This is a genomic window from Mitsuaria sp. TWR114 (assembly GCF_007997345.1).
In genome coordinates this window covers 1-24613 of the sequence record NZ_VOSR01000162.1, presented here as the reverse complement: position 1 = coordinate 24613, position 24613 = coordinate 1, and the positions used below count along the sequence as shown (strand labels likewise).

14 protein-coding genes are annotated in these 24613 nt (G+C 66.0%); 9 read left to right on the top strand and 5 right to left on the bottom strand.

Annotated elements, in window-relative coordinates; genetic code table 11:
• The coding region (gene argS / locus FUT87_RS07770) for an arginine--tRNA ligase (protein WP_147240657.1) at nt 1–1590 on the bottom strand (1590 nt) is incomplete at its 3' end.
• An 85-nt stretch (nt 1591–1675) separates the two neighbouring features.
• Between argS and FUT87_RS07765 the strand changes: the two genes are divergently transcribed.
• Both FUT87_RS07765 and FUT87_RS07760 read left to right on the top strand, forming a co-directional pair.
• The gene (locus FUT87_RS07765) at nt 1676–3058 is read left to right on the top strand and encodes a serine/threonine-protein kinase (protein ID WP_091730183.1); all 1383 of its coding nucleotides are present in this window, start codon (nt 1676–1678) and stop codon (nt 3056–3058) included.
• 165 nt (nt 3059–3223) lie between these two features.
• A complete protein-coding gene (locus FUT87_RS07760) occupies nt 3224–3547 on the top strand; it encodes a PsiF family protein (protein ID WP_147240656.1) in 324 nt (107 codons plus the stop codon).
• A 168-nt stretch (nt 3548–3715) separates the two neighbouring features.
• Here the strand turns inward: FUT87_RS07760 and FUT87_RS07755 are convergent, their stop codons facing one another.
• A complete protein-coding gene (locus FUT87_RS07755; RefSeq protein WP_147240655.1) occupies nt 3716–4171 on the bottom strand; it encodes a DUF2214 family protein in 456 nt (151 codons plus the stop codon).
• Entirely contained in the window at nt 4168–5094 is a 927-nt protein-coding gene (locus FUT87_RS07750) for a LysR family transcriptional regulator (RefSeq protein ID WP_147240654.1), read from the bottom strand. The genes FUT87_RS07755 and FUT87_RS07750 overlap by 4 nt, the downstream gene beginning before the upstream one ends.
• 221 nt (nt 5095–5315) lie before the next feature.
• Between FUT87_RS07750 and FUT87_RS07745 the strand changes: the two genes are divergently transcribed.
• Both FUT87_RS07745 and FUT87_RS07740 read left to right on the top strand, forming a co-directional pair.
• Nucleotides 5316–7514 carry a malate synthase G gene (locus FUT87_RS07745; protein ID WP_147240653.1) on the top strand — a complete coding sequence of 733 codons (2199 nt, stop codon included), beginning with the start codon at nt 5316–5318 and terminating at the stop codon, nt 7512–7514.
• A gap of 338 nt (nt 7515–7852) precedes the next feature.
• On the top strand, nt 7853–10648 hold the full coding sequence (locus FUT87_RS07740; protein ID WP_147240652.1) for a TonB-dependent receptor: 2796 nt from the start codon (nt 7853–7855) through the stop codon (nt 10646–10648).
• A 156-nt stretch (nt 10649–10804) separates the two neighbouring features.
• Here the strand turns inward: FUT87_RS07740 and FUT87_RS07735 are convergent, their stop codons facing one another.
• Both FUT87_RS07735 and FUT87_RS07730 read right to left on the bottom strand, forming a co-directional pair.
• Nucleotides 10805–12805: a S9 family peptidase gene (locus FUT87_RS07735; protein ID WP_147240651.1), complete on the bottom strand. Its 2001-nt coding sequence runs from the start codon at nt 12803–12805 to the stop codon at nt 10805–10807.
• A gap of 73 nt (nt 12806–12878) precedes the next feature.
• Nucleotides 12879–15488, bottom strand: coding sequence for a TonB-dependent receptor (locus tag FUT87_RS07730; protein ID WP_147240650.1), 2610 nt, complete (start codon nt 15486–15488; stop codon nt 12879–12881).
• A 623-nt stretch (nt 15489–16111) separates the two neighbouring features.
• Here FUT87_RS07730 and FUT87_RS07725 point away from each other — a divergent pair.
• From FUT87_RS07725 to FUT87_RS07705, 5 genes are all read left to right on the top strand, one after another.
• The gene (locus FUT87_RS07725) at nt 16112–18733 is read left to right on the top strand and encodes a TonB-dependent receptor (RefSeq protein WP_147240649.1); all 2622 of its coding nucleotides are present in this window, start codon (nt 16112–16114) and stop codon (nt 18731–18733) included.
• A gap of 87 nt (nt 18734–18820) precedes the next feature.
• Entirely contained in the window at nt 18821–20059 is a 1239-nt protein-coding gene (locus FUT87_RS07720; protein ID WP_147240648.1) for a geranylgeranyl reductase family protein, read from the top strand.
• A 30-nt stretch (nt 20060–20089) separates the two neighbouring features.
• Entirely contained in the window at nt 20090–20845 is a 756-nt protein-coding gene (locus FUT87_RS07715; protein ID WP_091730145.1) for a class II glutamine amidotransferase, read from the top strand.
• Nucleotides 20846–20931: 86 nt separating this feature from the next.
• Nucleotides 20932–23892 carry a TonB-dependent receptor domain-containing protein gene (locus tag FUT87_RS07710; RefSeq protein WP_255511719.1) on the top strand — a complete coding sequence of 987 codons (2961 nt, stop codon included), beginning with the start codon at nt 20932–20934 and terminating at the stop codon, nt 23890–23892.
• Nucleotides 23893–24075: 183 nt separating this feature from the next.
• Nucleotides 24076–24613, top strand: a 538-nt coding sequence (locus FUT87_RS07705; protein ID WP_147240647.1) for an extracellular solute-binding protein, incomplete at its 3' end; no start/stop codon positions are given.

Here is a 24613-nt window from a genome sequence, read left to right as displayed (position 1 = left end):
CAGCGCGCCGGCCAGGTCGCGCAAGTAGAACGCCACGTCGTGCGGGGCCAGGTCTTGTGCCGCCGAGGCCAGCATGCGCGGGTAGTCCGCCAGCTTGAGCATCAGCGCGTACTCGGTCGGCGCGGTCAGCAGCGAGAGGTCGGCGCCGGCGAGCGAGGCCGCGTCGTGGCCCTGCTCCACGCCCTTGCGCAGCACCGAGCAGATCCGCGCATGCGCGTACTGCACGTAGAACACCGGGTTCTCGTCATTGGCCTTGAGCGCGAGGTCGACGTCGAAGACGAACTCGGTGTCGGCCTTGCGGCTGATGAGGAAGAAGCGCACCGCGTCGCGGCTGGTCCATTCGATCAGGTCGCGCAGCGTGACGTAGCTGCCGGCGCGCTTGGAGATCTTGACCTCCTCGCCGCCCTTCATGACCGTGACCATCTTGTGCAGCACGTAGTCCGGGAAGCCCTCGGGGATGCCCACGCCGGTGGCCTGCAGGCCGCCGCGCACCCGGGCGATCGTGCCGTGGTGGTCGGTGCCCTGGATGTTGATGCACTTGGAGAAACCACGCTTGAACTTGTTCACGTGGTAGGCGACGTCCGGCACGAAGTAGGTGTAGGTGCCATCGGACTTGCGCATCACGCGGTCCTTGTCGTCGCCGTACTCGGTGGAGCGCAGCCACAGCGCGCCGCCCTCCTCGTAGGTCTTGCCGTTGGCGATCATGCGCGCGACCGCATCCTCGACCTGGCCGCCGGTGTACAGCGAGGACTCGAGGAAGTAGTTGTCGAAGCGCAGACCGAAGGCCTGCAGGTCCAGGTCCTGCTCGTGGCGCAGGAACGCGACGGCGAACTGGCGGATCGAATCGAGGTCCTCGGCATCGCCCGACGCGGTGAACTCGCGATCGTCGGCCTTCACCGTCTCCTTGCGCAGGAAGGCGTCGGCGATGTCCTGGATGTAGTCGCCGTTGTAGAAGTTCTTGCTCTCGGGATTCTCGGGATCGGTCGGCCAGACCGGATCGCCGGGCTTGACCCCCTGGGCGCGCAGCTGCGTGCTGCGTGCGAGGGTGCCGATCTGCACGCCCGCGTCGTTGTAATAGAACTCGCGGCTGACGTTCCAGCCCTGGGTCGCGAACAGCTGGCACAGGGAATCGCCCAGCGCCGCCTGGCGGGCATGGCCGACGTGCAGCGGCCCGGTCGGGTTGGCGGAGACGAACTCCACCAGCGCCGAGGTGTCGCGCCGGGGCTGGTGCCCGAAGCGCTCGGCCGCGGCGAAGACCTCGCTCACCACGGCCTGCTTGGCCACGGGCTTGAGGCGGATGTTGATGAAGCCGGGGCCGGCGATCTCCAGCGCGTCGACCCAGCGCTCGAAGGCCGGTTGCGCCTGCAGTTGGGCGATCAGCGTCGTCGCCAGTTCGCGCGGGTTCTTCTTCAGCGCCTTGGACAGCTGCATCGCGGCCGTGCAGGCGAAATCGCCATGGGAGGCTTGCTTGGGGGTCTCGAATGCGGCCACCGGCGCGGCGGCGACGAGGCCGGCGTCGACGGCCTCCTGGCTCAGGCCCTGGAGCACGGTGCCGAGGGCGGCGAGCAATTCCTGCTTGGCTTGGATCATGGCGCCGCATTTTAGGGGACCTCCCCCGTAAGAGGCCGTACGCCCCCTTGCCGGCGCCCTCCTCGTGGGGCAGGATGCCCCTCCGATGAGCGCCCCCGTCGATCCACGCCCCGCCAGCTTCACCGATTCGACGCTCGGCGGGCTGGCCGACCTGCCGGAGCAGATCGGCAAGTACCGCGTGCTGCGCCGGCTGGGCGAGGGTGCGACCAGCGATGTCTTCCTGGCGATGGACGACTTCAAGGGCCAGGAAGTCGCGATCAAGCGCATGCGCGCCTGGTCCGGCGGCGGCCCAGCCGAGGAGGACACGCTCAGCATCCGCTTCTTCGCCGCCGAGGCCGCGCTGGCTGGCCGACTCCAGCATCCGAACGTGGTGCAGATCCTGGACGCGGTGCAGGACGGCGACCTGCCCTACCTCGTCATGGAGTACGTCCATGGCGTGACGCTCAAGCACTTCTGCCGCAACGACCGGCTGCTGCCGCTGGACCAGATCGTCGAGCTCGGCTTCAAGTGCGCGATGGCGCTGTCCTACGTGTTCCGCCAGGGCGTGGTCCACCGCGACATCAAGCCCGCCAACCTGCTGGCGGTGCTCGACAGCCAGGGCCAGGTGACCGACGTGAAGGTCAGCGACTTCGGCAGCGCGCTCAACCTCAATGCCGACATGACGCAGGTGCACCGGGTCGGCTCGCTGGCCTACATGCCGCCGGAGCAGATCGAGGGTGGCGACGTGGGCGCGCAGGCGGACATCTATTCGCTGGGCGCGGTGCTGTACCACATGGTCTGCGGCCGCCCGCCCTTCGACGCGCCCAACCAGATGGCGCTGATGCATCAGATCTACCACCAGGCGCCCCAGCCGCTGCTGGGCCAGCGCGGAGGCGTGACGCCGGAGCTGGATGCGGTCATCCAGAAGGCGCTGGCCAAGCATCCGCACGAGCGCCATGCCGACTGGGAGGCCTTCGGCCAGGCGCTGTCGGAGCTGGTGGCCCGGCAACTGGTGCCGCTGGCGCGCCTCAACGAGGTCAAGGACTCGGAGCGCTTCAACCTCTTGCGCGACCTGGAGTTCTTCGCCGGCTTCGGCGACGTCGAGCTGTGGGAAGTGGTGCGACGCGCGCGCTGGCGGCGTTATCCGCTGGACCACCTGCTGTTCAAGAAGGGCCAGGAGGGCAACACCTTCCACATCATCACGCAGGGCGAGGTGGAGGTCTGGCGCGACGGCGCGCTGGTCGCGACGCTGGGTACCGGCACCTCGGTCGGCGAGATGGCCTACCTCGCGCCGAATCCCGACCTGCGGCGCCACAGCACCGACATCCGGGTGACCCAACTTTGCACAACCGTGTCCTTCACGCCGGATTCGCTGGGACAGCTCAGCCCCGAGTGCCAGCACCGGTTCGACCGCGCATTCATCCAGGTCCTGGTCAGGCGACTCCATCTTGCGCATGAGGCGCTGGCGTCTCCGCGCCGGATCATGTGAGTCAGGCGCCCACCAGTTCTTCCAGGCCGGGCTCGCATCCGCGTCAACCGACCCGAGTCAGCGCGGCTCTTGACCGGCATCAATCGCTATTGAGGGCCGCTCGCCGGTGTGCTCCACTGCCCCCAGGTCCTTCCCCAACCCCCTGTAGCCCCATAGGAGAGAGTGATGAAACGCCTGACCCCGACCTCGCTGTTCGCCGGAGCGCTGCTGGCGCTGGCCGCCCTGGGCGCGCACGCCGCGGACGATGCCAAGAAAGCGCCGTCCGAGAAGCAGCTCAAGCAGCAGCAGCTGATGAAGTCCTGCAACGCCGACGCCAAGGACAAGACCGGCGACGAACGCAAGGCCTTCATGAGCAGTTGCCTCAAGGGCGAAACCGCGCCGGCCAAGACCGCCCAGCAAACCAAGATGACGACTTGCAACGCCGAGGCCAAGGGCAAGACCGGCGACGAGCGCAAAGCCTTCATGAAAGACTGCCTCTCGGCCAAGTGACGCAACGCCGCATCGGGCGCTCCGCGTTGTTGCAAATCCTCGCCATAGCGCTGCTATGGCTGCGGTTTGCGCCTAGCGGAGCATCCCGATGCAGCGTCGCGTCACTCGGCCGATCTCAGCAGCTCACTCGGCCGATTTCAGCGGTTCTCTCGGGTGGTTGCGGTTCGTTCAATTTGTCAGCACGCCGCGCGCGAGCATCACCGCCGCGATCGGGATCAGCATCAGCAAGTGGGCCTGGATCATGACCAGGCGTCGCGTGGCGCGCACCTCGGCGTCGCTCGGGAGACCACCACCGCCGTCCAAGGCCTTGAGCCAGCGGCGGTAGGTCAAGGTCGGCTTGATGGAGATCAGGCCGATCACCACGAACAGCCCGAACTTGAGGTGCAGCAGCGGCTGGCCCCAGTACCAGCCCAGCCCCTTCATGCCCCACCACGTCCGAGCAAAGCCCGTCAGCAGCACCGCAACCGCGGTCATGCCGTAGATCATGTCCAGCCGCGAGAGTCGACGCACCACCGCCGCGTTCATCCATTCGGTGCGGCACAGCGCCGCCTGGCTCGACAGGAATACGACCAGGCTGAGGATCGCCAGGATATGCAGACCGGCGAGCAGGGCTTCGAGCGTCATGAGGTCTCCCAGGTGGCGGCACGCGTCCAGTAGTCGGCGCTGCCGTAGTGTTCCTTCAGGAAGTCTATCCAGAGCCTCACCCGCAGCGGCAGGTGCTTGCGCTGGGGCAGCACGGCGAAGATGCCGTTCGGCGGCGCCGCGAAATCGTCCAGCACGCTGACCAGTTCACCGGCGCGCAAGGCCGCGGCCACCTCCCAGGTGCTGCGCCACGCCAGCCCGAGGCCTTGCCGGCACCAGTCGTGCAACACCTGACCGTCGCTGCAATCGAGCCGACCGCTCGGCCGCAAATGCTGCACCTGCCCGTCCACACGGAAGGCCCAGCCGCGCGTCTGGCTCGCATCGGAACTCAAGGTCAGGCACTCGTGCCGCATCAACTCGGACGGATGCCGCGGCGTGCCGGCACGCCGCAGGTAGGACGGCGCAGCCACGCACAGCCGTCGGTTGTCAGCCAGCCGCGTGCTGATCAGGCTGGAATCGCTGAGATCCCCCACCCGCACCGCGCAGTCGAAACCCTCGTTGACGATGTCGACCACCCGGTCGCTGAGGTTCAGCGAGACGCTGACCTCCGGATGCCGCGCGAGGAAGGCCGGGACCAGCGGCGCGACGTGACGACGGCCGAAACCCGCCGGCGCGGTGATGCGCAGATGACCGCTGGCCTTCACGCCGCCCGCGCTGACGCTGGCTTCGGCGCTGGCGAACTCGACCAGCAGGCGCTGGCAGTCCTCCAGGAAGGCGATGCCTTCATGCGTCAGCGTCAGCTTGCGGGTCGTGCGCAGCAGCAGCTTCACGCCCAGCCGCGCCTCCAGCGCGTCGAGGCGGCGGCCCATCACCGCGGGTGCCACGCCCTCGGCCTGCGCCGCGGCCGTCAGGCTGCCCTTGGTCGCGACCAGCACGAAGGACTCGATCTGTTTGAGGCGGTCCATGGCCGGTGATTGTTGGGCCGTTGCGCTGCCCCATGCAATGAATGCTGACCCGATGCGTTGTTATTTGTGCAAAAAAGTCAGGGATCTCCGACCGGTGTCGACATGAATCGGTGCCGTGCCGCAGCCTACAGTCGGTGCGTTCCGATGGGGGACGACCGCGCGCCGGCCCGTGTCTTGCCCCCGCCTTCCGGTCGCCATTCCTTCGCATCTTGGGAGCCGCCATGAGCGCACGCAGCCAACACCACCGCCTCCAGGTCGATACCGCCCTGGCCCGTTTCATCGAGACCGAGGCGCTGCCCGGCACCGGCATCGAGCCCGCCGCGTTCTGGCAGGGCTTCGATGCGCTGGCCCATGACCTGGCGCCGAAGAACGCCGCCCTGTTGGCGGAGCGCGATCGGCTGCAGGCCGAACTGGACGGCTGGCATCGCGCCCACCCCGGTCCGATCCGCGACATGGCGGCGTATCAGGCCTTCCTCCAGCAGATCGGCTACCTGGCGCCGCTGCCCGCCGATCCGAAGGCGACCACCGCCGACGTGGACGTGGAACTGGCGATCCAGGCCGGCCCGCAGCTGGTGGTCCCCATCCTGAATGCGCGTTACGCGCTGAACGCCGCCAATGCGCGCTGGGGCTCGCTGTACGACGCGCTCTACGGGACCGACGTCATTCCCGAAACCGACGGCGCCGAACGCGCCGGCGGCTACAACCCGGCCCGCGGCGCCAAGGTCATCGCCTTCGCGCGCCAGGTGCTGGACCAGGCCGCGCCGCTCGCGGGCGCCTCGCATGCCGACGCCACCGGCTATCGCGTCCATGGCGGCGCGCTCGCCGTCGCGCTGAAGGACGGTCGCGACGTCGGCCTGGCGGACGCGTCGCAGTTCGTCGGCTACCTGGGCGACGCCGCGTCGCCGACGGCCATCCTGCTGCGCCATCACGGCCTGCACATCGAAGTGCAGATCGATCGCGCCTCGCCGATCGGCAAGACCGACGCGGCCGGCGTGTCCGACCTGCTGATGGAGTCGGCGCTGTCGACCATCCTCGACCTGGAGGACTCGATCGCCGCCGTCGATGCCGAAGACAAGCTGCTCGCCTACCGCAACTGGCTGGGCATCCTGCGGGGCTCGCTGACCGAGGAAGTCAGCAAGGGCGGCCGCAGTTTCGTGCGCCGCCTCAACCCGGACCGCGTCTACAAGGCGGCGGACGCTGGCCAGGACGTCGTGCTGCCGGGACGTTCGCTGCTGTTCGTGCGCAATGTCGGCCACCTGATGACCAATCCGGCCATCCTGCTGGACGGCGGGCGCGAGATCCCGGAAGGGATCATGGACGCCGTCATCACGACGCTGATCGCGTTGCATGACTTGAAGCAGCTATCGGGCTCGGGCCTGCGCAACTCGCGCCGCGGCTCGATCTACATCGTCAAGCCCAAGATGCACGGACCGGCCGAGGTCGGCTTCGCCAACGAGCTGTTCGGCCGCGTTGAGCAGTTGCTGGGCCTGCCGGCATCGACGGTGAAGCTGGGCATCATGGACGAGGAGCGCCGCACCAGCGTCAACCTCGCCGCCTGCATCGCCGCGGCGCCCAGCCGTGTCGCCTTCATCAACACCGGCTTCCTCGACCGCACCGGCGACGAGATGCACACCGCGATGCTGGCCGGTCCGATGCTGCGCAAGGGCGACATGAAGACCAGCGCCTGGATCCAGGCCTACGAGCGCAACAACGTGCTGGTGGGCCTGAGCGCCGGCTTGCGCGGGCGCGCGCAGATCGGCAAGGGCATGTGGGCGATGCCCGACCTGATGGCCGCGATGCTCGAGCAGAAGATCGCGCACCCGAAAGCCGGCGCCAACACCGCCTGGGTGCCAAGCCCGACCGCCGCCACGCTGCACGCGCTGCATTACCACCAGGTCAGCGTGGCGCAGGTGCAGCAGCAGATCGAGGCGGAAGCCGCCGGCGTCGACCGCGCTGAACTGCTGCAGCGCCTGCTCACCATCCCGGTGAGGGATGCGCCGAACTGGTCCGAGGCCGAGAAGCAGCAGGAGCTGGACAACAACATCCAGGGCATCCTGGGCTACGTGGTGCGCTGGATCGACCAGGGGGTCGGCTGCTCCAAGGTGCCGGACATCAACGGTGTCGGTTTGATGGAAGACCGCGCCACGCTGCGCATCTCCAGCCAGCACGTGGCGAACTGGCTTTATCACGGCGTCGTCACGGAACAACAAGTTCGGGCGACATTCGAACGGATGGCGGCCGTGGTGGATGCGCAGAACGCCGCCGACCCGCTGTACGAGCCGATGGCCGGTCGTCCGCAGAGCATGGCGTACCAGGCGGCACTGGATCTGGTGTTCCAGGGACGGGAACAGCCCAGCGGGTACACGGAACCGCTGCTGCATGCGTGGCGGCAGCGGCGCAAGGCGGGAACGCGCAGCTGACGACATAACACCGACCCAATCGTCGACTAATGCCGCGAAACGCGGTCAACGTGCGTCGTACGATAAAGTTTTTAAGCGGCCTGCGGGCCGCTTTTGCATTTTGGGTTATCGATTTCAGCAATGAAGGGTTGTCCTGGCCCCGTACTTTCCACGTCATTGCGATTTAGGGAAGCGCTGCGCCCAAGCCACTTCAAACCTTCAACCGTGGGAAACCCTTAGGGGCGTGACCCGGGGGTGCCTCATGTCGGGAGAAATTTAAAGTTTCTTTACCGACGCGCAGTGTTGGCCGACCACGAGTTGCCTGCACTGGAATCACTTTTGTCAATTTTGTTTCGAAGATGACCCCGAAGCCCCAACTCCGTCATGTGAGCCTCGCCGCCGCACTGCTGACCGCCGCGATTGGCGCCGCCCATGCCCAGGAAGCCCAGCAACTCGAACGTATCGAGATTACTGGCTCCAGCATCAAACGAGTCGCTAACGAGGGCGCCCTGCCGGTGCAACTGATCACGCAGGAGGAGATCAAGGCCTCCGGCGCCAACAACGTCGCCGACCTCATCCAGCGCATCCCCGCAATGGGCGGCAACCTGACGGTGGGCGATGTCTCGATCGGCTCGAACTCTGGCGGGATCGCCACGGCGTCCATCCACGGTGTCGGCGAGAGCTACACCCTGGTGCTGTTGAACGGCCGCCGCATCGCCCCCACAGGGTCGGGCAGCCGCATCAACCTGAACTCGATCCCGATGAGCGCCATCGAGCGCATCGAAGTACTGACCGACGGCGCCTCCGCGTTGTACGGCTCCGACGCGATAGCTGGCGTCGTGAACTTCGTGCTGAAGAAGAACGTCCAGGGCGGCAACCTCACCGCCAACTACAGCAATCCCGCCGGCGCAGGCGGCACCGCCTACAACATCAGCGCCACCTATGGCCTGGGCGACCTTCAGCGCGACGGCTTCAACGTGGTTGCCACGTATCGCCGCGACGAGCAGAAGCAGATGAAGTCTGGCGATCGCAAGTTCTCCAGCACCGCCTATCTGCCGTTCTCCTTCAACGGCAAGAACTACGCGTACGACCGTACCAGCACCTCTGCCGACCCGGCGAACGCCGCCGTCGTGTTCAAGAGACTGGACGGCGAAACCACGACCTTGCCTGCTTACTCGTTCAACCCGTACCGCATGGCCAACAGCGGCCAATGCGCGCCGAACAACGTGTACAGCCTGGCGAATACGATCCCGGCCAACTCCAACGCCAAGGCTGGTACGGCGCAGTGCGCGTTCGACTTCGTCAGCACCATCGACGTGTATCCCGAGTCGACTCGCGACTCGCTGTTCGTCACCGGCGAGCTGAAGATCAACGACAAGGTCAAGCTGTTCTCCGACGCGGCATACAGCCGCCTGGACCTGACCGCCCGCATCGCGCCGAATCCGGTACCGATCGCCATCGCGGCCAACTCGCCCTTGTTCACCAAGTACGTCGCTCCGTACCTCACGCCAAGTCAACTGGCCCATGTCGACACCGTCACAGCGAACTATCGCGCAACCGACTTCGGCACTCGGAACTCGCAGACCATCACCGACGCCAAGCATTTCGTGGTCGGCGCGGACGCCGAGGTGGGTGCCTGGAGCGTCACCGGCGCGCTGACCTGGTCGCAGAATGCGCTCGACGAGAAGTACGTCGGTGGCTACTTCAAGGCCAAGGAGTTCGGTGACATCCTGGCCAACGGTGCCCTCGATCCGTTCGTGCCGTCCGGCAACCAGAGCGCCACCACGCAACAGCTGATCAAGGACTCCATCTACCACGGCACCATTCGCGAAGCATCCACGACGCTCAAAGGCGCCGACATGCGCGCTTCCGGCGAGATTTTCCAGTTGCCTGCCGGCCCGGTGCAGCTAGGCGTCGGCGCGGACTTCCGCAACTACCACTACAAGCAGACGCCGTCGGCCGACGCGGTTGCGGGCGTGATCTACAACTTCGCGGCCAACCCCCGCTATGACATGGAGCGCGACAACGTCGGCGCCTTCGCCGAGTTCGTCATCCCGGTCATCAAGAACCTCGAGCTGACGGCCGCGCTGCGCTACGACAGCATCAGCAAGATCAAGGACGCCATCAACAAGCGCGACTTCGGCAAGACCGAATCGGCCACGACCTACAAGCTGTCGGCCAGCTACAAGCCGACCAAGACGGTGGTGTTGCGCGGCTCGTATGGCACCGGCTTCAAGGCTCCGGACATGCTGGACATTGCCCAGCCGCTTGTGACCAATGGAGTGACTGCATCGCAGTACGACTGCCCGTTCCCCGGTGACGGTAGCGGCGCCGCGCCCTGCAAGCCGGGCAAGGCTCAGTACACGCAGTTGTCGGGCGGCAACGAGAACCTGAAGCCCGAGAAGTCCAAGCAAGCCACCCTGGGCATCCGGTTCGACCCGACGCGCAACTTCGGCGCCAGCTTGGACTATTGGCAGATCGACCTGCGCGACGCCGTGAGTGCGGTGTCCGCCAACCAGGCGTTTGCCGCTCCGCAGCAGTACAGCAGCCTGTTCACGACGTACAAGCTCCCGGCCGAGACCAACGCGTACTACGCCTTCATGTCGATGTCGACCAACATCGGCAAGTCGAAGTATCGCGGGCTGGACTGGCAGCTGGATGGCCGCCTGAACATCGAGGGCCTGGGCCGCCTGACCACCACGGTCAATGGCACCTACATGATTGAGGCCCAGTACACGAAGCCCGGCACGGCCAACGACTTCACCGACAGCCTCGGCAAGTACGGCGTGGATGCGCAGGTCATCTTCCGCAACACGGCACAGGCCCGCTTCGCGCTGGAGACCGGCAACGCCACCAACGCGCTGACGGTGAAATACCGCTCGGGCTACACCGACATCCTTCAGACGGTGCGAGACCTGCAGACCGGCCAGAACGTGAAGATCCAGCTGAACGTGCCGAACTACATCACGTTCGATTACCAGGGCACGTACCGCTACAACAAGGCGCTGGAGTTCCGTCTGGGCATCCAGAACCTGACCAACGAGACGCCGCCGTTCACGCTGCGCGATTCGTCCGGCCACCAAGTCGGCTATGACCCGCGCTATGCGAGCCCGCTGGGCCGCACCGTCTACGTGACGGGTAGCTACAACTTCTGATGTGATTCCGTCAGGGCCGCGCCTCTCGCTCCCTGACTGCACCATGGCCCGTCCGGTTTGCCGGGCGGGCGCTTTTTTTTGGGTTGTCCAACGCCGCCCCGCGCCCATCAAAAAGGCGCCCCGGAGGGCGCCGTCGAAAAAAGCTCAGGAGTAGGTTCAGGCCAAGTTCTTAGCCAGGAACCTCTCCACGCGGGTCCAGAAGTCGACGTTGTTGGCCTCGCGGCGCCAGCCATGAGCTTCGTCGGGATAGACGACCCATTCGACGTTCTTGTTGTGCCCTTTGAGAGCGTCGCGCATCTTCTCCCCGTTGATCAGCGGCACACGCACGTCCAACGCACCGTAGCCCATCAGCACGGGCTGCTTGATCTCGGCGGCTCGCTGCAGCGGTGACGTCTGCTTGAACTGCTCCGCATCCTTCTCCGGATCGCCGATCAGCCGTCGGCGACCAGTGTCGGGTCCGCCGTAGCGGTTGAAGTCAGTCCAGGTGACCGTGAACATGAAGTTCGGATCCGTCACCCCTACCCAATTAATCCCGCAGCGGAAGAGTTCCGGCTCCTTGGCCAAGCCCATCATCGTCAAATAGCCACCGTAGCTGGCGCCAGCGATGCAAACACGCTTGGGGTCGACCTTGCCCTGTTGGATCAACAGCCTGACGCCGTCGGTGACGTCGTCCTGCATCGCAAGACCCCACTGCTTCCAACCTGCGCGGAACAACTTGTCGCCAAATCCAGTGGATGCGCGCGGCGCGGGCATGAAGACCGCGTAGCCGCGCGACGCGAGGAACTGCACGACCGGATCCCAGTGCATATGGATCGGGCGCACCCAGGGGCCGCCGTAATGCAACACGATCAGCGGCGGCTTTCCATCACCCGCGGGCATCGTCAGTTGCGCCGGGATCTGCATGCCGTCGCGAGCGGCATAGCGAAAGAAAGTCGTTGGACGCATCTCCGGAACCTTCACCCAAGGCCGCGTGGCGCCCAGGCCCTGGAACTTGTCCTGCTTGACTTGGTAAAGGTAGTAGCGGCCCGGATCCCGATCAGAAGACGAACTGATCAACACCACGCGGTCATCCCCCGCCCCCCCCACTTGGATGGCATTGACGGTTTCTGGCAGAGCCTTGTCCACAGTCGCCTGCAGCGCCGCGCGCTCTTCATCGATCCAATAAGTCCCTGGCTCGATCGCCTCGTAGGAGATGCCTAGCAGCTTGCCTTCGCTGCGATCCCAGAGCAGGTCGATGTCGTCCGCGTCGAAGCCCTTGACCGCAAATACCGGCGTTGGATCGAGCTTTCGTGTCTTGGGATCAAAGGCGTAGAGCCCGCTGGTGTCGTTGCCGTTGTTGGCCACGACGTAGATCCGGCCGTCCGGCGCGATCGACTGCGGCTTGATGGCCTCGGCGGTGTCGTCGTCCCGATAGCTGTAGATCGCCGTCCAGGGGGCGTCTTCGGCGGCGCGGAAATGGACCGTGAAGGTCTCGTCGGTGTAGCTGACGCAGCAGCGCGGCACGCCCTTGCTGTCGATCAGCCACTGCTGGGCATTACCCGGACCTCCGACCGTCATCGGCGAGAAGCGGCCGGTGCGCGTGTTGACCCGGTACATCGTCGAGGACGACTTCCCCTTGGCTTGGTAGGAGTACGCCACCACGCGGATGTCGTCGGTCAGCTCGCCGTTTTCCACGACCCGGGAATGTACCGTCGAGCCGACGGGTAGCAGTTTGCCGCCTTCCGTCATGAAGGCGCGCTCAGCCAGAGTGACGAAACCGCTGGCATCGGCGTCGATCGCGAACAGCCCGGTGGCACCAAGCTGGTCCGCGCCGCGCTGGCGGTCGGAAATGCTGAAAAAGAGCCGAGTGTTGTTCACCCAGCCCAGACGGCCGACGTCGCCGTCGGTGAAGTCCGTGATGATCTTGACCTTGCGGGTTGCCACGTCGACGACGACGATGTTGGCGCGGCCTTTGGCCGTGATGCGGGTCCCGGCAACGAGTCGACCGTCCGGCGATAGTCGGGCGCCACTCAGCACTGGATTGCGAAAGAAGTCCTCGACCTTCATCGAGGACACCAGCGCCTGGGCCGAGACGGCGCTCGGCAGGCCGGCCAGCGGCGCCAGCGTGACCGCCGTCACCAGGGCGCGGCGCCGGGTATTAGGTTGCATGCTTTTCATGGATCGATGAATTTGAAACGGAAAAGGGCACCGTCGCCGGTGCCCTTCGAGTGTCGGGTACGGATACCTCGGATCAGCGGAAGGTGTACTTCGCGCCCAGTTGGAAGTAACGGCCGCGGTTCGTGTACAGCTCCGCGAAGCCCATCTGCGTGTAGGTGTTGCTCAGCGCATTGGTCAGGCTCAGCGGAGGCATACGGTCGAAGATGTTCTTGACCGTGAAGCTCAGCTCCAGGCTCTTCACGCCGGAGTACACCACCTGCACGTCACCTTCCTCGTGATTACCCACCTTGCGGGTGTTCTGAGCGATCGGGAACGGACGGTCGGTATCCCAGAAGCCACCCACGGTGCGCCACTGCAGGTTGGCCGCCCAAGGCCCCATTTCGCTCTGGATGATGAAGTTGTTGCGGAAGCGCGGCGTCGCGTAGGTGCCCGAGTACTCCGCCCAGTCATCACCCGCAGAGTCGCGAGTCTTGTTGGTGAAGTAATAGGACAGGAGGTTGCGCAGCGTCACGTTGCCGACGGGCGTGGCACCCAGGCGCCAGCGCGCATCCACGTCAACGCCCGATGTCTGGCGCGCAGCGATGTTCTGCAGGTTGGTGAAGATGTTGAAGCGCGGGCCTTCCTTGTTGAACAGGCCTTGGTCGATCGCGGAGGCAATCGTCGGCGAGCTGATGTCATTCGTCTTTTCGATCTTCCACCAGTCGATGCTGGCGTTGAAGTCCTTGGACAGCTCGAAGACAGCGCCGATGTTGAAGGTCTTGCCCTTCTCAGGCTGCAGGTTGGGGTTGGCCCCGTTTACCTGGAAGGCATTCACCAGGCAGCTCTCCTCGCCGGTGGCCGGGTCGACGTTGACCGTCACGCCGAGCTTGCGGCACGACTCCGGATCGGTGATCGTCGTTGCGCCCTGTTCCTGCGCGCCATACAGCTGCTTCAACACCGGGGCGCGGAAGCTTCGAGTGAACGAGCCACGGAAGGCCAGCTGAGGAGACACGGTCCACTTCACGCCAAGTCGCGGGCTGGTGGCGTCGGCATTGGGGTACTTGTCATAGCGGACCGCGGCCTGCGCTTCGAGCGACTTGAAGACCGGGATCACCAGTTCGGTGTAGACAGCCTTGTAGGTACGGCTGGCGTCGACGGCAGCCTGGGCGATGCCGCCGACGACCTTGCCTGCTTGCTGCAGCGCGTCAGGCTCGTCGGACAGCTTCTCGTGGTTCAGGTTCACGCCCAGCGCGAACTGCAGTGGGCCGGCCGGCAGCGGGTACAGCTCGCCCGCGATTTGGGCATTGAAGGTCTCGAGGGTCGATTTGCCGACGCGCCGCGGGTTGACCTTCAGGCTTTCAACGAACGCAGGATCGTTGGTGGTGATCGTCGGATTCAGCAGGCCGCCACCGGTCGCATCCGCCCACAGGTCCGCGTCATAGTAGTTGTGATCCTGGTTGGTGACCTTGCTCTCGCCGCGCGACAGCGCGACCTTCCAGTCGTACTTGCGCCAGGTGCCTTCCAGACCCGTCGCCACGTTCAGGAAGTCGGACTTGCGATCGGTGATACGGGGACCGCCCTGCATGAAGCGGCCGGCGATATACACCTTGCCGGTGCCGTTGCCGTTCGCGTCCTTGATCTCATAGGGCTGCTGGTTCGCGTTGGTGATCGGAACGATGAAGTAGTCCGGCACCGGGTGAGCCTCGAAGTGGTCCTTCGAGGTCGAGAACGTCGCTTCCAGGAACGCGCGAGTGTCGTTGTTGATCTGCAGGTTGCCGATGGCCATGGCGCTGACACGGTCCGCACCGTTATAGGCGGTCAGCAGCGACTTGTTGAAGTCGTAACGGCAGATGTTGTTGGCACCAAGCGAATCGGCAGGGCAAGCCGTGTAGGGCACGCCGACAAGCGCGCCGGTGTCCGGATTGATCACGTTGCCGTAGGGCGAGAACGAGCTACGCGCGTCGGACGAGCCGAAGCGGCGGAAGTCCACCGAGCTCGACAGCGAGCGGTCGGCACGCAGGATCGGGTCGCGCTTGAGGATATCCAGGCCGAACAGCACGTTGTAGCGGTCGCTGCCCAGGTCACCGAACCCGGCCGACAGGCCGGCACGCTTCTCCGCGCCGTCACCACGGCTGGAGCGGCCATAGCTGCCGCTCAGCTCGATGCCTTGGTAGTCGGTCTTGGTAATGAAGTTGATGACACCCGCGACCGCGTCAGCGCCGTACAGCGCGGAGCCGCCGTCCTTCAGGATCTGGACCTGCTCGATGGCGCCGATGGGCAACGAGTTGATGTCGAACGCAGCGCCGGCGCCCGACGAGTCGTAGAGCGCGTTGACTGGCAGGCGGCGCCCATTCAAGAGAATCAAGACTTGGCTGGTGCTCAGTCCGCGCATGCCGATGTTGGCAGTCCCGGAGCCGGCTGGAGAGTTCGACGCCAGTTCGCCTTGGTCGAAGATGTCGATCGAAGGTATCGACCGCAACAGTTCGTTGACCGTGGTGGCTCCGGTGCGCTCAATCTGCTTGCGCGAAAGCACTTCCACCGGCGAAACGCCTTCGACGTTCGTGCGCTTGATCGCGGAACCGACAACTTCGACGCGCTCCAGTTGTTGCGCGGCTTGATTCTCGGCCTGTTGCGCTTGCGCGAGACCAGCGAGCCCGCTCAGGAGGAGCAGAGCGGCCGCAGAGAGAGTAGTACGTTGATGCATGTGTGCTTCCCGATGTGAGCTGTGGAACCTTTGCGATCCACTGCAGACGGCACGGCGGTTGGGTCCCCGGTTGGGAGCACTCGCCGAACGCTGTTTGAGCCAGCAATTTTTTGGCAGTCCACCTTTTCGCCCGTCGGGGAACTCTCTAGGTCACAAGCGACTTGATGTCGCTTTATGCGCGGCCTCGTTGACATGACCCATGCCGTAAGTCATTGACTTTCAAAGGCTTCTCCACCGCAAAGCTAAGTAGACCCCAGCGCACGTAAAGATAAATTGCTAGAAGTTCTATCTCAGCTCGTTGGAATCAGGCAACGAAATGTGGCCAAACGCTTCGGGTTCACCCTCAGCTGAACAGGCCGCAACTTTGGTGTTGCGAACGACTCGCGTCGCCGTCCAGTACGGAACGTCTCACTGAAGCAACGGTTTTTATGCAAAGTGGCTAGGGTTTTCCTGCATTTATCGCCGTTGGTAAATGCCCTTCGCCCCACCCTATTACTAAGCGCACCCCAGCAACAAAAGTACATGGGGCCTTCTGCACACTGACTAGAGCCAGGGATACCCCCTGGTCATTTTTTGTTACGCCGCTCTGACAAGGACCGGGTAACTCATCAGGAGTTGCAGAGATGTACAAGCTAAACGCGGTGAGCCTGGCAGTCGCCGCCACCATTGCGGCCGCGTCCTTCCCGGCGCTGGCACAGGAACAACAGGACCAGACCCAGCTCGAGCGCGTCGTGGTCACGGGCTCGGCCATCAAGCGGCTCGACGCCGAGTCGTCCGTCCCGGTGACGACGCTCAAGATGAACGACATCCGTGAGCAGGGCCTCACCACGGTCGAGCAGATCCTCTCCACGCTGACCGCCAGCCAGAGCAGCCTGGGCACCAGCCAGGCCGTGGGCGCATCCACCGGCGGCGCCTCCTTCGCCGATCTGCGCGGCATTGGCGCCAACAAGACGCTGGTCCTGCTGAATGGCCGTCGCATCGCCAACAACGCGTTCGACGGTTCGGCGCCCGACCTGAACATGATCCCGCTGGCCGCGATCGAGCGCATCGAAGTGCTGCGCGACGGCGCCTCCTCGCTGTACGGCACCGATGCCATCGGCGGCGTGATCAACTTCATCACCCGCAAGGACTACGAAGGCGGCACCGTCACGCTGGGCTACGACTCGCCGCAGCACGCGGGCGGCAAGACCAGGAACGCCAACGCCGGCTTTGGCTTCGGCGACCTGGAAAAGCAGGGCTTCAATGTCTTCGGCTTCGTCGACCTGCAGAAGCAGGACGCCATCAACGGCACCCAGCGCGACTTCAACAAGCGCTATCCCGGCGGCATCTCCAGCAACACCGCGCCCGCGAACTACTACACCGGCGCCGGCGACGTGGTCTACAACCCCGCGGGGCCAGCCTGCTCGGGCAACAACCTGCTCCCGAGCGGTGACGGTACCTCCTGCTACATCAGCACCTCGCCCTACGTCGACTACACCCCGGAAAGCCAGCGCACGTCCGGCATGCTGAAGGGCACGCTGAAGCTCAACAACGATCATCAGATCGGCGCCGAGTACTTCATCACCCGCAGCACGGTCAAGACGCAGATCGCCCCGGTGCCTTACGGCGCGTTGAGCATGACCTCGTCCAGCCCGTTCTATCCGAACAACCCGGACCTGAACGGCGGCGACCTGGTCGTGAAGTGGCGTGACACGGTCAACGGCCCGCGCCGAGACAAGAACACCAACCAGCAGCAGCGCTTCCTGCTGACCGCTGACGGCACCGTGGCCAACTGGGATTACTCGGTCGGCGGCAGCTACAACATCAACAAGGTCACCGAGGCGCTGACACACGGATATGCCAACGGCACCGTCATCACGCAGGGCGTGCGTGACGGCATCATCAACCCCTTCGGCGACCAGACGCCCGAAGGTCTGGCACTGCTGCAGTCCGCCGCCGCCGCCGGCACGCTGATGACCGGCAAGGGCGAAACCTGGAACCTGGATGCCCACGCCAGCCGTGAGATCGGCGACTGGTTCGGCGTCGGCCGCGGCGCCGCGATCGCCGTGGGCACGGAGTTCCGCCAGGAGAAGTTCTCGCAGAAGGCCAACGAGGACTACGCCAAGATCGTCGTGGCCTCCACCGGCGTCGACCCCGCCACCAACAGCGTCGGGGAACGCAAGGTCTACGCGCTGTATACCGAGCTCAACGTGCCGGTGCTGAAGACGCTGGATGTGACCGCGGCGCTCCGCTACGACAAGTACAACGACTTCGGCAACACGACCAACCCGAAGGTCAGCTTCCGCTTCCAGCCGTCCAAGGAAGTGCTGGTGCGCGGCTCCTACTCGACCGGTTTCCGCGCCCCGTCGCTCTATGAGCTGCACGCTGCGCAGACCTACACCAACTCGGGCACCGTCAGCGACCCGCTGCTGTGCCCGACCGGCACCGGCAGCGCGCTGAACTGCAAGACGCAGTTCCAGGTCCTGAATGGCGGCAACACCGAACTCAAGCCCGAGAAGAGCAAGAGCGCCACGCTGGGCTTCCAGTTCGCGCCGCTCAACGACCTGAACTTCGGCGTCGATTTCTGGTGGCTGCGCCTGAAGAATCTGATCGGCGTGATCGGCGACGCGTCGCTGTACGACCCGGACAACTACGGTCAGTTCGGGCAGTACTTCCATCGCAATGCCGCTGGCCAGCTGTCCACCGACGGCACGAGCTGCCCAGGCGCCAACTGCGGCTACATCGACGCGCGTCAGCAAAACCTGGGCGGCACCAACACCAACGGTTTCGACCTGAACGGCAGCTACCGCCTGCGCACCGCCTATGGCAACGTGACCTTCGGCCTGAACAGCACGTATGTCACGAAGTACGAGTTCCAGGAATACCAGAACGGTCCGTGGAACCAGAACGTGGCGGTCTATGCCGGCGCCGGCCCGGTGTTCCGTTGGCAGCACACCATCAACGCGGTGTGGAGCTACGCGAACAAGTACACGGTCGGCGTGACCGCCCATCACAAGTCGGGCTACATGGACGATCCACTGCTCGAGGAAGGCGCGGCCAACCGCGTGTCGTCGTACACGACCTTCGACCTGTTCGGCGTCTACAAGCCGATCAAGGCGCTGTCGCTGACGGCCGGCGTGCGCAACCTGTTCGACCGCGATCCGCCGCTGTCGTACCAGCAGCCGATGTTCCAGGCTGGCTATGACCCGCGTTATGCCGACGCGACCGGCCGCACCTTCTACGTCCGCGGTTCCTACGACTTCTGATCGCCGGGAAATCCGACACAATCCGAGGGCCCCATCCGGGGCCCTTTTTCTTTGTCCGGATCCGTTTTCCGCCGCCTCCGTCCACGTATGTCCGACACCTCCTCCATGCCGCCGTCGCGGTGCCAGGTCCTCATCATCGGCGCCGGACCCGCCGGCAGCGCCGCGGCGCGCTGGCTGGCCCGGGCGGGCGTGGACGTGGTGTTCGCCGACCAGCAGCCGCTGGGCCGCGATAAGGTCTGCGGCGACGGCCTGATCCCCGACGCGCACCAGGCGCTCGAGCGCCTGGGCCTGCTGGACCGGGTGATGGCCAAGGCGCAGCGCTCGGCGCACGTGGGCTGCGTCGGACCGCGCGGCGGCCGCATCGACGTCCCCGGCCACCTCGCCGTGCTGCCGCGCAGGCAGCTCGACGAACTCCTCAACCTCGGCGCGCAGGAGGCCGGCGCGCGCTTCCTGGCGCCGGCGCGCTTCGAGGCGGCGCTCGAGGACGCCCAGGGCCGGGTGCGCGGCGCGCGCTTCTCGATCGAGGGCCAGCCGCACGAGATCGCCGCCGACTGGGTCATCCTGGCCACCGGCGCCGTGCCCAAGGCGCTGACGGCCGCCGGCATGTGCGAGCGTCACACGCCCAGCGGCGTCGCGCTGCGCGGTTATGTCCGCGCGCCATCGATGGTCGGCGAGATCAAGGCGCTCGAGGTCGTCTGGTGCAAGCCGGTGCAGCCGGGCTACGGCTGGATCTTCCCGGCGCCCGACGGCAGCTTCAACATCGGCGTGGGCGTCACCGACAGCCATCAGGACCTGGCCGGCAAGGGCCAGAAGAAGGACGTCAACCTGCGCGCCATCTTCGACGCCTTCGTCGCGCATTACCCGCCCGCCAAGCGCCTGATGGCCGAGGGCGAACTGATCGGCGAACTCAAGGGCGCGCCGCTGCGCTGCACGCTCAAGGGCGCGCGCTGGACCCGTCCCGGCCTGCTGGTGACCGGCGAGGCGGCGGGCTCGACCTACTCCTTCACCGGCGAAGGCATCGGCAAGGCGATGGAGACCGGCCTGCTCGCGGCCGAGGCGATCCTGGCCCACGCCACCGGCGTCGACGGCTTCGACGCCAAGGTCCGCGCCCAGTACGAGCAGGGCCTGCGCGCGCTGCAGCCCAAGTACGACCTCTACGAGCGCGGCAACCGCGTCAACCGCTTCCCGTGGCTGGCCGACCTGCTGATCTGGCGCGCGAAGAAGAGCCCGCGCCTGCTGCAGCGCATGAGCGGCGTGCTCAACGAGACCAGCAACCCCGGCAACCTGGTGAGCCTGAAGGGGATCACGCGGCTGTTCCTCGAATGAGCGCCGCGACCTGAGCCTGGAGAGACCGCGATGTGCCAGCTGATGGGCATGAACGCCCGCCGACCGACCGACGTCATGTTCAGCTTCGCCGGACTCGCCACGCGGGCCCATGAACACAAGGACGGCTTCGGCATCGCCTTCTTCGAGGGCCGCGGCCTGCGGCACTTCGTCGACCACCACAGTGCGCGGGTCTCGCCGCTGGCCGAGCTGGTCAAGACCTATCCGATCCGCAGCGACGTCGTCATCGCCCACATCCGCAAGGCCACGCAGGGCGTGGTCTCGCTGGAGAACACCCACCCCTTCGTGCGCGAGCTCTGGGGCCGCTACTGGGTGTTCGCGCACAACGGCGACCTGAAGGGCTTCGCGCCCCGGCTGCACGCAGCCTTCAAGCCGGTCGGACAGACCGACAGCGAGCAGGCCTTCTGCTGGCTGATGCAGGAGCTGGCGAAGGCCCACGCCAACATGCCGGCCATCGAGGAACTGAACCACACGCTGCGCGAGCTGCTGCCCCAGCTCAACCGCCACGGCACCTTCAACATGCTGCTGTCCAACGGCCAGGCGCTGTGGGCCCACGGCTCGACCAAGCTGCATTACCTGCTGCGCCAGCCGCCCTTCGGCCATGTGACGCTGCAGGACGAGGACCTGAGCGTCGACCTGTCCGCCAAGACCACCGAGGACGACCGCATCGCCATCGTCGCCACCGAACCGCTGACGCGCGGCGAAGCCTGGGTGCCGATCGAGCCGGGCACGCTGAAGGTGTTCCTGGGCGGCGAACCGCTCTGCTGAGCCCGGGCTGCGGGCCAGTCGTCCCCGCCAACCGCCATTCGCCGCATCCGGCGGCCTGCCCCGCACCCCTGGCCTAGACTCGCCCCATGACCTCGCCCAGCGCTCCCGCCGAAGCCGCCGCCGCCGTGCCGGCCAAGCCCGCCGCCGAAGCCGGCGCCGGGGTCCGCTTCGACTGGGCCTACTGGCTGTTCCCCGGCCCGCGCCGCCGCTTCTCCGAGGCCGAGATCGCGCGCTCCGGCCTGAAGGGCTGGTCCAGCGGCATCGACTGCTACGTGATGAGCAACGTGCTGGTGCTGGGACTGGTCTTCTACACGATGCTGCCGCGCCACCTGGCGCACGTGATCCTGATCGGCGGGTTGGCGATGGCGTCGCTGGGACTGGGCGTCGGACGCTGGCTGTGGCGCCAGCCGACGCGCACCCGCTTCAACGGCGCCACGCTGGCGCTCAGCATCCTGATGGTGCTGATCACGCTGGTGATGGTGAAGCTGGGGTACCGCGACGAGGCGCGCGACCTGCTGCCCTTCGCCGCCGGCGGCATGACGCTGACGGTCTCGTCCTGGTGGTTCCTGACGCTGTACCGCACGCAGCAGTTGGGCGCGCGACTGGCCGAGCTCGACGCCCAGGACGAACGCATCGCGATGGCCCAGCGGCTGGCGACGGCACAGATCCAGCCGCATTTCCTCTTCAACACGCTGGCCTCGCTGCAGCACTGGGTCGACACCCGCGACGACCGCGCCGGCCCGATGCTGCGCTCGCTGACGCGCTACCTGCGCGCGACGCTGCCGATGTTCGAGCAGGACCGGCTGCCGCTCGAGCAGGAGCTGCAGAAGACCCCGATTGCAGTGACAGCGATCAGCGCCTCGACGATCGAGGACAACCACGTCAAGAGCATGCTCGACGTGTTCAACCTCGTGCCCAGCATGCAGGGCACCGGGCAGGGCGACCACGGCATCGTCAGCATCACGCTGCGCGGCATCGGCAACGACTCGGCCAAGACCGAGTACGCCGACCCCGAAGTGGCGCTGTTCGTCGACGGCGTCTTCGCGCCGCGCCCCGAAGGCGCCGCCACGATGCTGTTCGACCTCGACGGCATCGAGGTCCTGCGCGGTCCGCAGGGCACGCTGTGGGGCCGCAACTCCACCGTCGGCACCATCAACATGAAGACGGCCAAGCCGGTGCTGAAGGACAGCTCCGGCTACCTGGAGGTCGGCACGGGCAGCTACAACCGCCTGGGCGCCAAGGGCGCCGTCAACATCCCGCTGAGCGACACGCTCGCGGCGCGCGTGGCCTTCATCCACGAGCAGCACGACGGCTACGTCGACTACCAGAAGCCCACCCAGTACACGCTGGCGCAGCAGCAGGCGGCCTACAACGCGGGCAACACGGCCGGCAACTTCCCGGCCTTCCAGCCGATCAACTACAACCTGTTCGTCACCGGCGGCCCGAAGTACAACGCCCAGGACCAGACCGCCGCGCGCCTGAGCTTCCTCTGGCAGCCGGTCAAGACCTTCCGCTGGGACCTGTCGCTGGAGCAGTTCGCCGACCGCGGCACGCCGGCGATGAGCCTGATGCAGACGCCGCGCGCCGGCGAGAAGCTGTGGTCCGCGCTGATCGACACCGCGCCCTCGCTCAAGCGGGACTCCACCTCGATCCGCAGCCGCATGGAATACGACATGGGCGGCATGGCGCTGGCCTACGTCGCGGGCTACACCAGCTTCAAGGGCTCGGGCACCTACGACCAGGACTTCGGCGTGAACATGCCGACCAGCTTCACCACGGGCGCGACGCACCAGGAAGACAACACCGTCTGGACGCGCTACCGCAGCCAGAGCCATGAACTGACGCTGCAGAGCACGCAGAAGCAGACCATCGACTGGGTGCTGGGCCTGTACTACGCGGCCGAGGACAACGGCATCCGCTTCGACATCCCGATCATGAACGGCACCCAGCAGGGCACCGTCAGCTGGCAGGGCTCGTTCATCCAGCCCAAGGAGACCGTCGATTCCAAGGCCGCCTTCGGCCAGGCGACCTGGAACCTGACCGATGCGCTGCACCTCACCGGCGGCCTGCGCTACACCCATGACGACCGCAAGAACGTCGGCGGTCGCGGCTGGTTCTGGGCCGGCAACGCCGCCGCGCCGCAGATCCCGCTGAACCCGACGATCGACCCGACCGATCCGGCCAACGGCTACAGCGCCGGCAACATCAACGATGCCCATTACAAGGGCAGCAAGACCACCTGGCTGGCGCGCGCGACCTACGACCTGAGCAAGGACGCGATGGCCTACGCCAGCGTGTCGACCGGCTACAAGTCCGGCGGCACCGGCGACGGCGGCCTGCCCTACGGGCCGGAGACGCTGACCAACTACGAGGTCGGCTACAAGACCTCGCTGCTGGACGGTCGCATGACCTTCAACATCAGCGCGTACCACATGAAGTTCAAGGACTTCCAGTTCAGCGCGCCGGTGATCGTCAACGGCAACCGCCAGTTCGCCTACTCCAACGCCGAGGGCGCCAAGGTCTCCGGCCTGGAGATCGAGACCGCCTGGATGATCACCAACGACGACAAGCTGCAGCTGTCGGCCTCGTACACCAAGACCAAGCTGGGCCAGCTGGTGGCGGCGTCCAACGACTACCAGCTGCCCACTTGCTTCGATGCGACGCTGGGCGGCAACTGCCTGAACGTCACTGGCAACGAGCTGCCGCACGCGCCCAAGGTCGCGATCCAACTGATGTACGAGCATGTGTTCCCGCTCGCCAACGGCGACCAGGTCGCGCCGCGCATCAGCTACCACTACCAATCGGCGAATTGGCTGTCGGTCTTCAACCTCGGCGACGGCGATCGGCAGAAGGCCTACTCGACTGCCGACATCGCGGTGCGCTACTCGTCGAAGAAGAACTGGTACGTCGACGCCTTCGTGCGCAACGTCTCGGACGAGAAGATCAAGACCAGCGCCGGCAGCTCGGGCAGCTTCGCCAATCCGATCTGGACCGCGCAGTACGCCGCGCCGCGCACCTTCGGCCTGAACGCGGGCTACAACTTCTGAGCCCTCGGGCCCGGTTGTTTCCGTCCGCCGCGCCGTCCGCCGCACCGAGTCTCCCGCGCAGGTCCCGTCGATGGTCACTCCCGATGCCACCGACGATCGCGCGAGGGCCGAGGACCGGCGGGCACGCTGACCCGGCGCTCGGCGGCCGGCGCGCTGCTGGCCGCCGGGCCGATCGGCGAGGCCGTGGTCGCGCTCACCAACCGCTGGATCAGCGAGCTGGCCCGGCCGGCGCGCTTGCCCCGCCTGGATTTCTCCCAGGGTCTGCCCGACGCCGAACGCACGCTGGTCGTCATGCCGGTGCTGTTGATCGAGCTCAAGCTGCTGTCGATGCAGTACGCCGATCACCACCTGTCGATGACGACGGCGCTGGCGACCGGCTCCGGCCTGCCCGACGTGATGGCGATCGACCTGCGCTACATCGGCAAGTTCGCCGGCTCGGGTGGTTTCGTCGATCTCAACCAGGCGCCGTACCTGGCCGCGTCGCATGCGGATGACTACGTCCGCTTCGCGATGGCGCAGGGCGCCGGACCCGGCGGCACGCAGGTGGCGATTCCGGCCGACATCGGCCCCGGCACGCTGATCTACCGCAAGGACCTGCTCGACCGCGCCGGCGTCAGCGAGGCCGAGATCACCCGCGACTGGTCCGCCTACCTGTCCGCCGGCGAGCGCCTGCGCAAGGCCACCGGCGCCTACCTGATGGCCGACGCCGCCGACCTGCGCG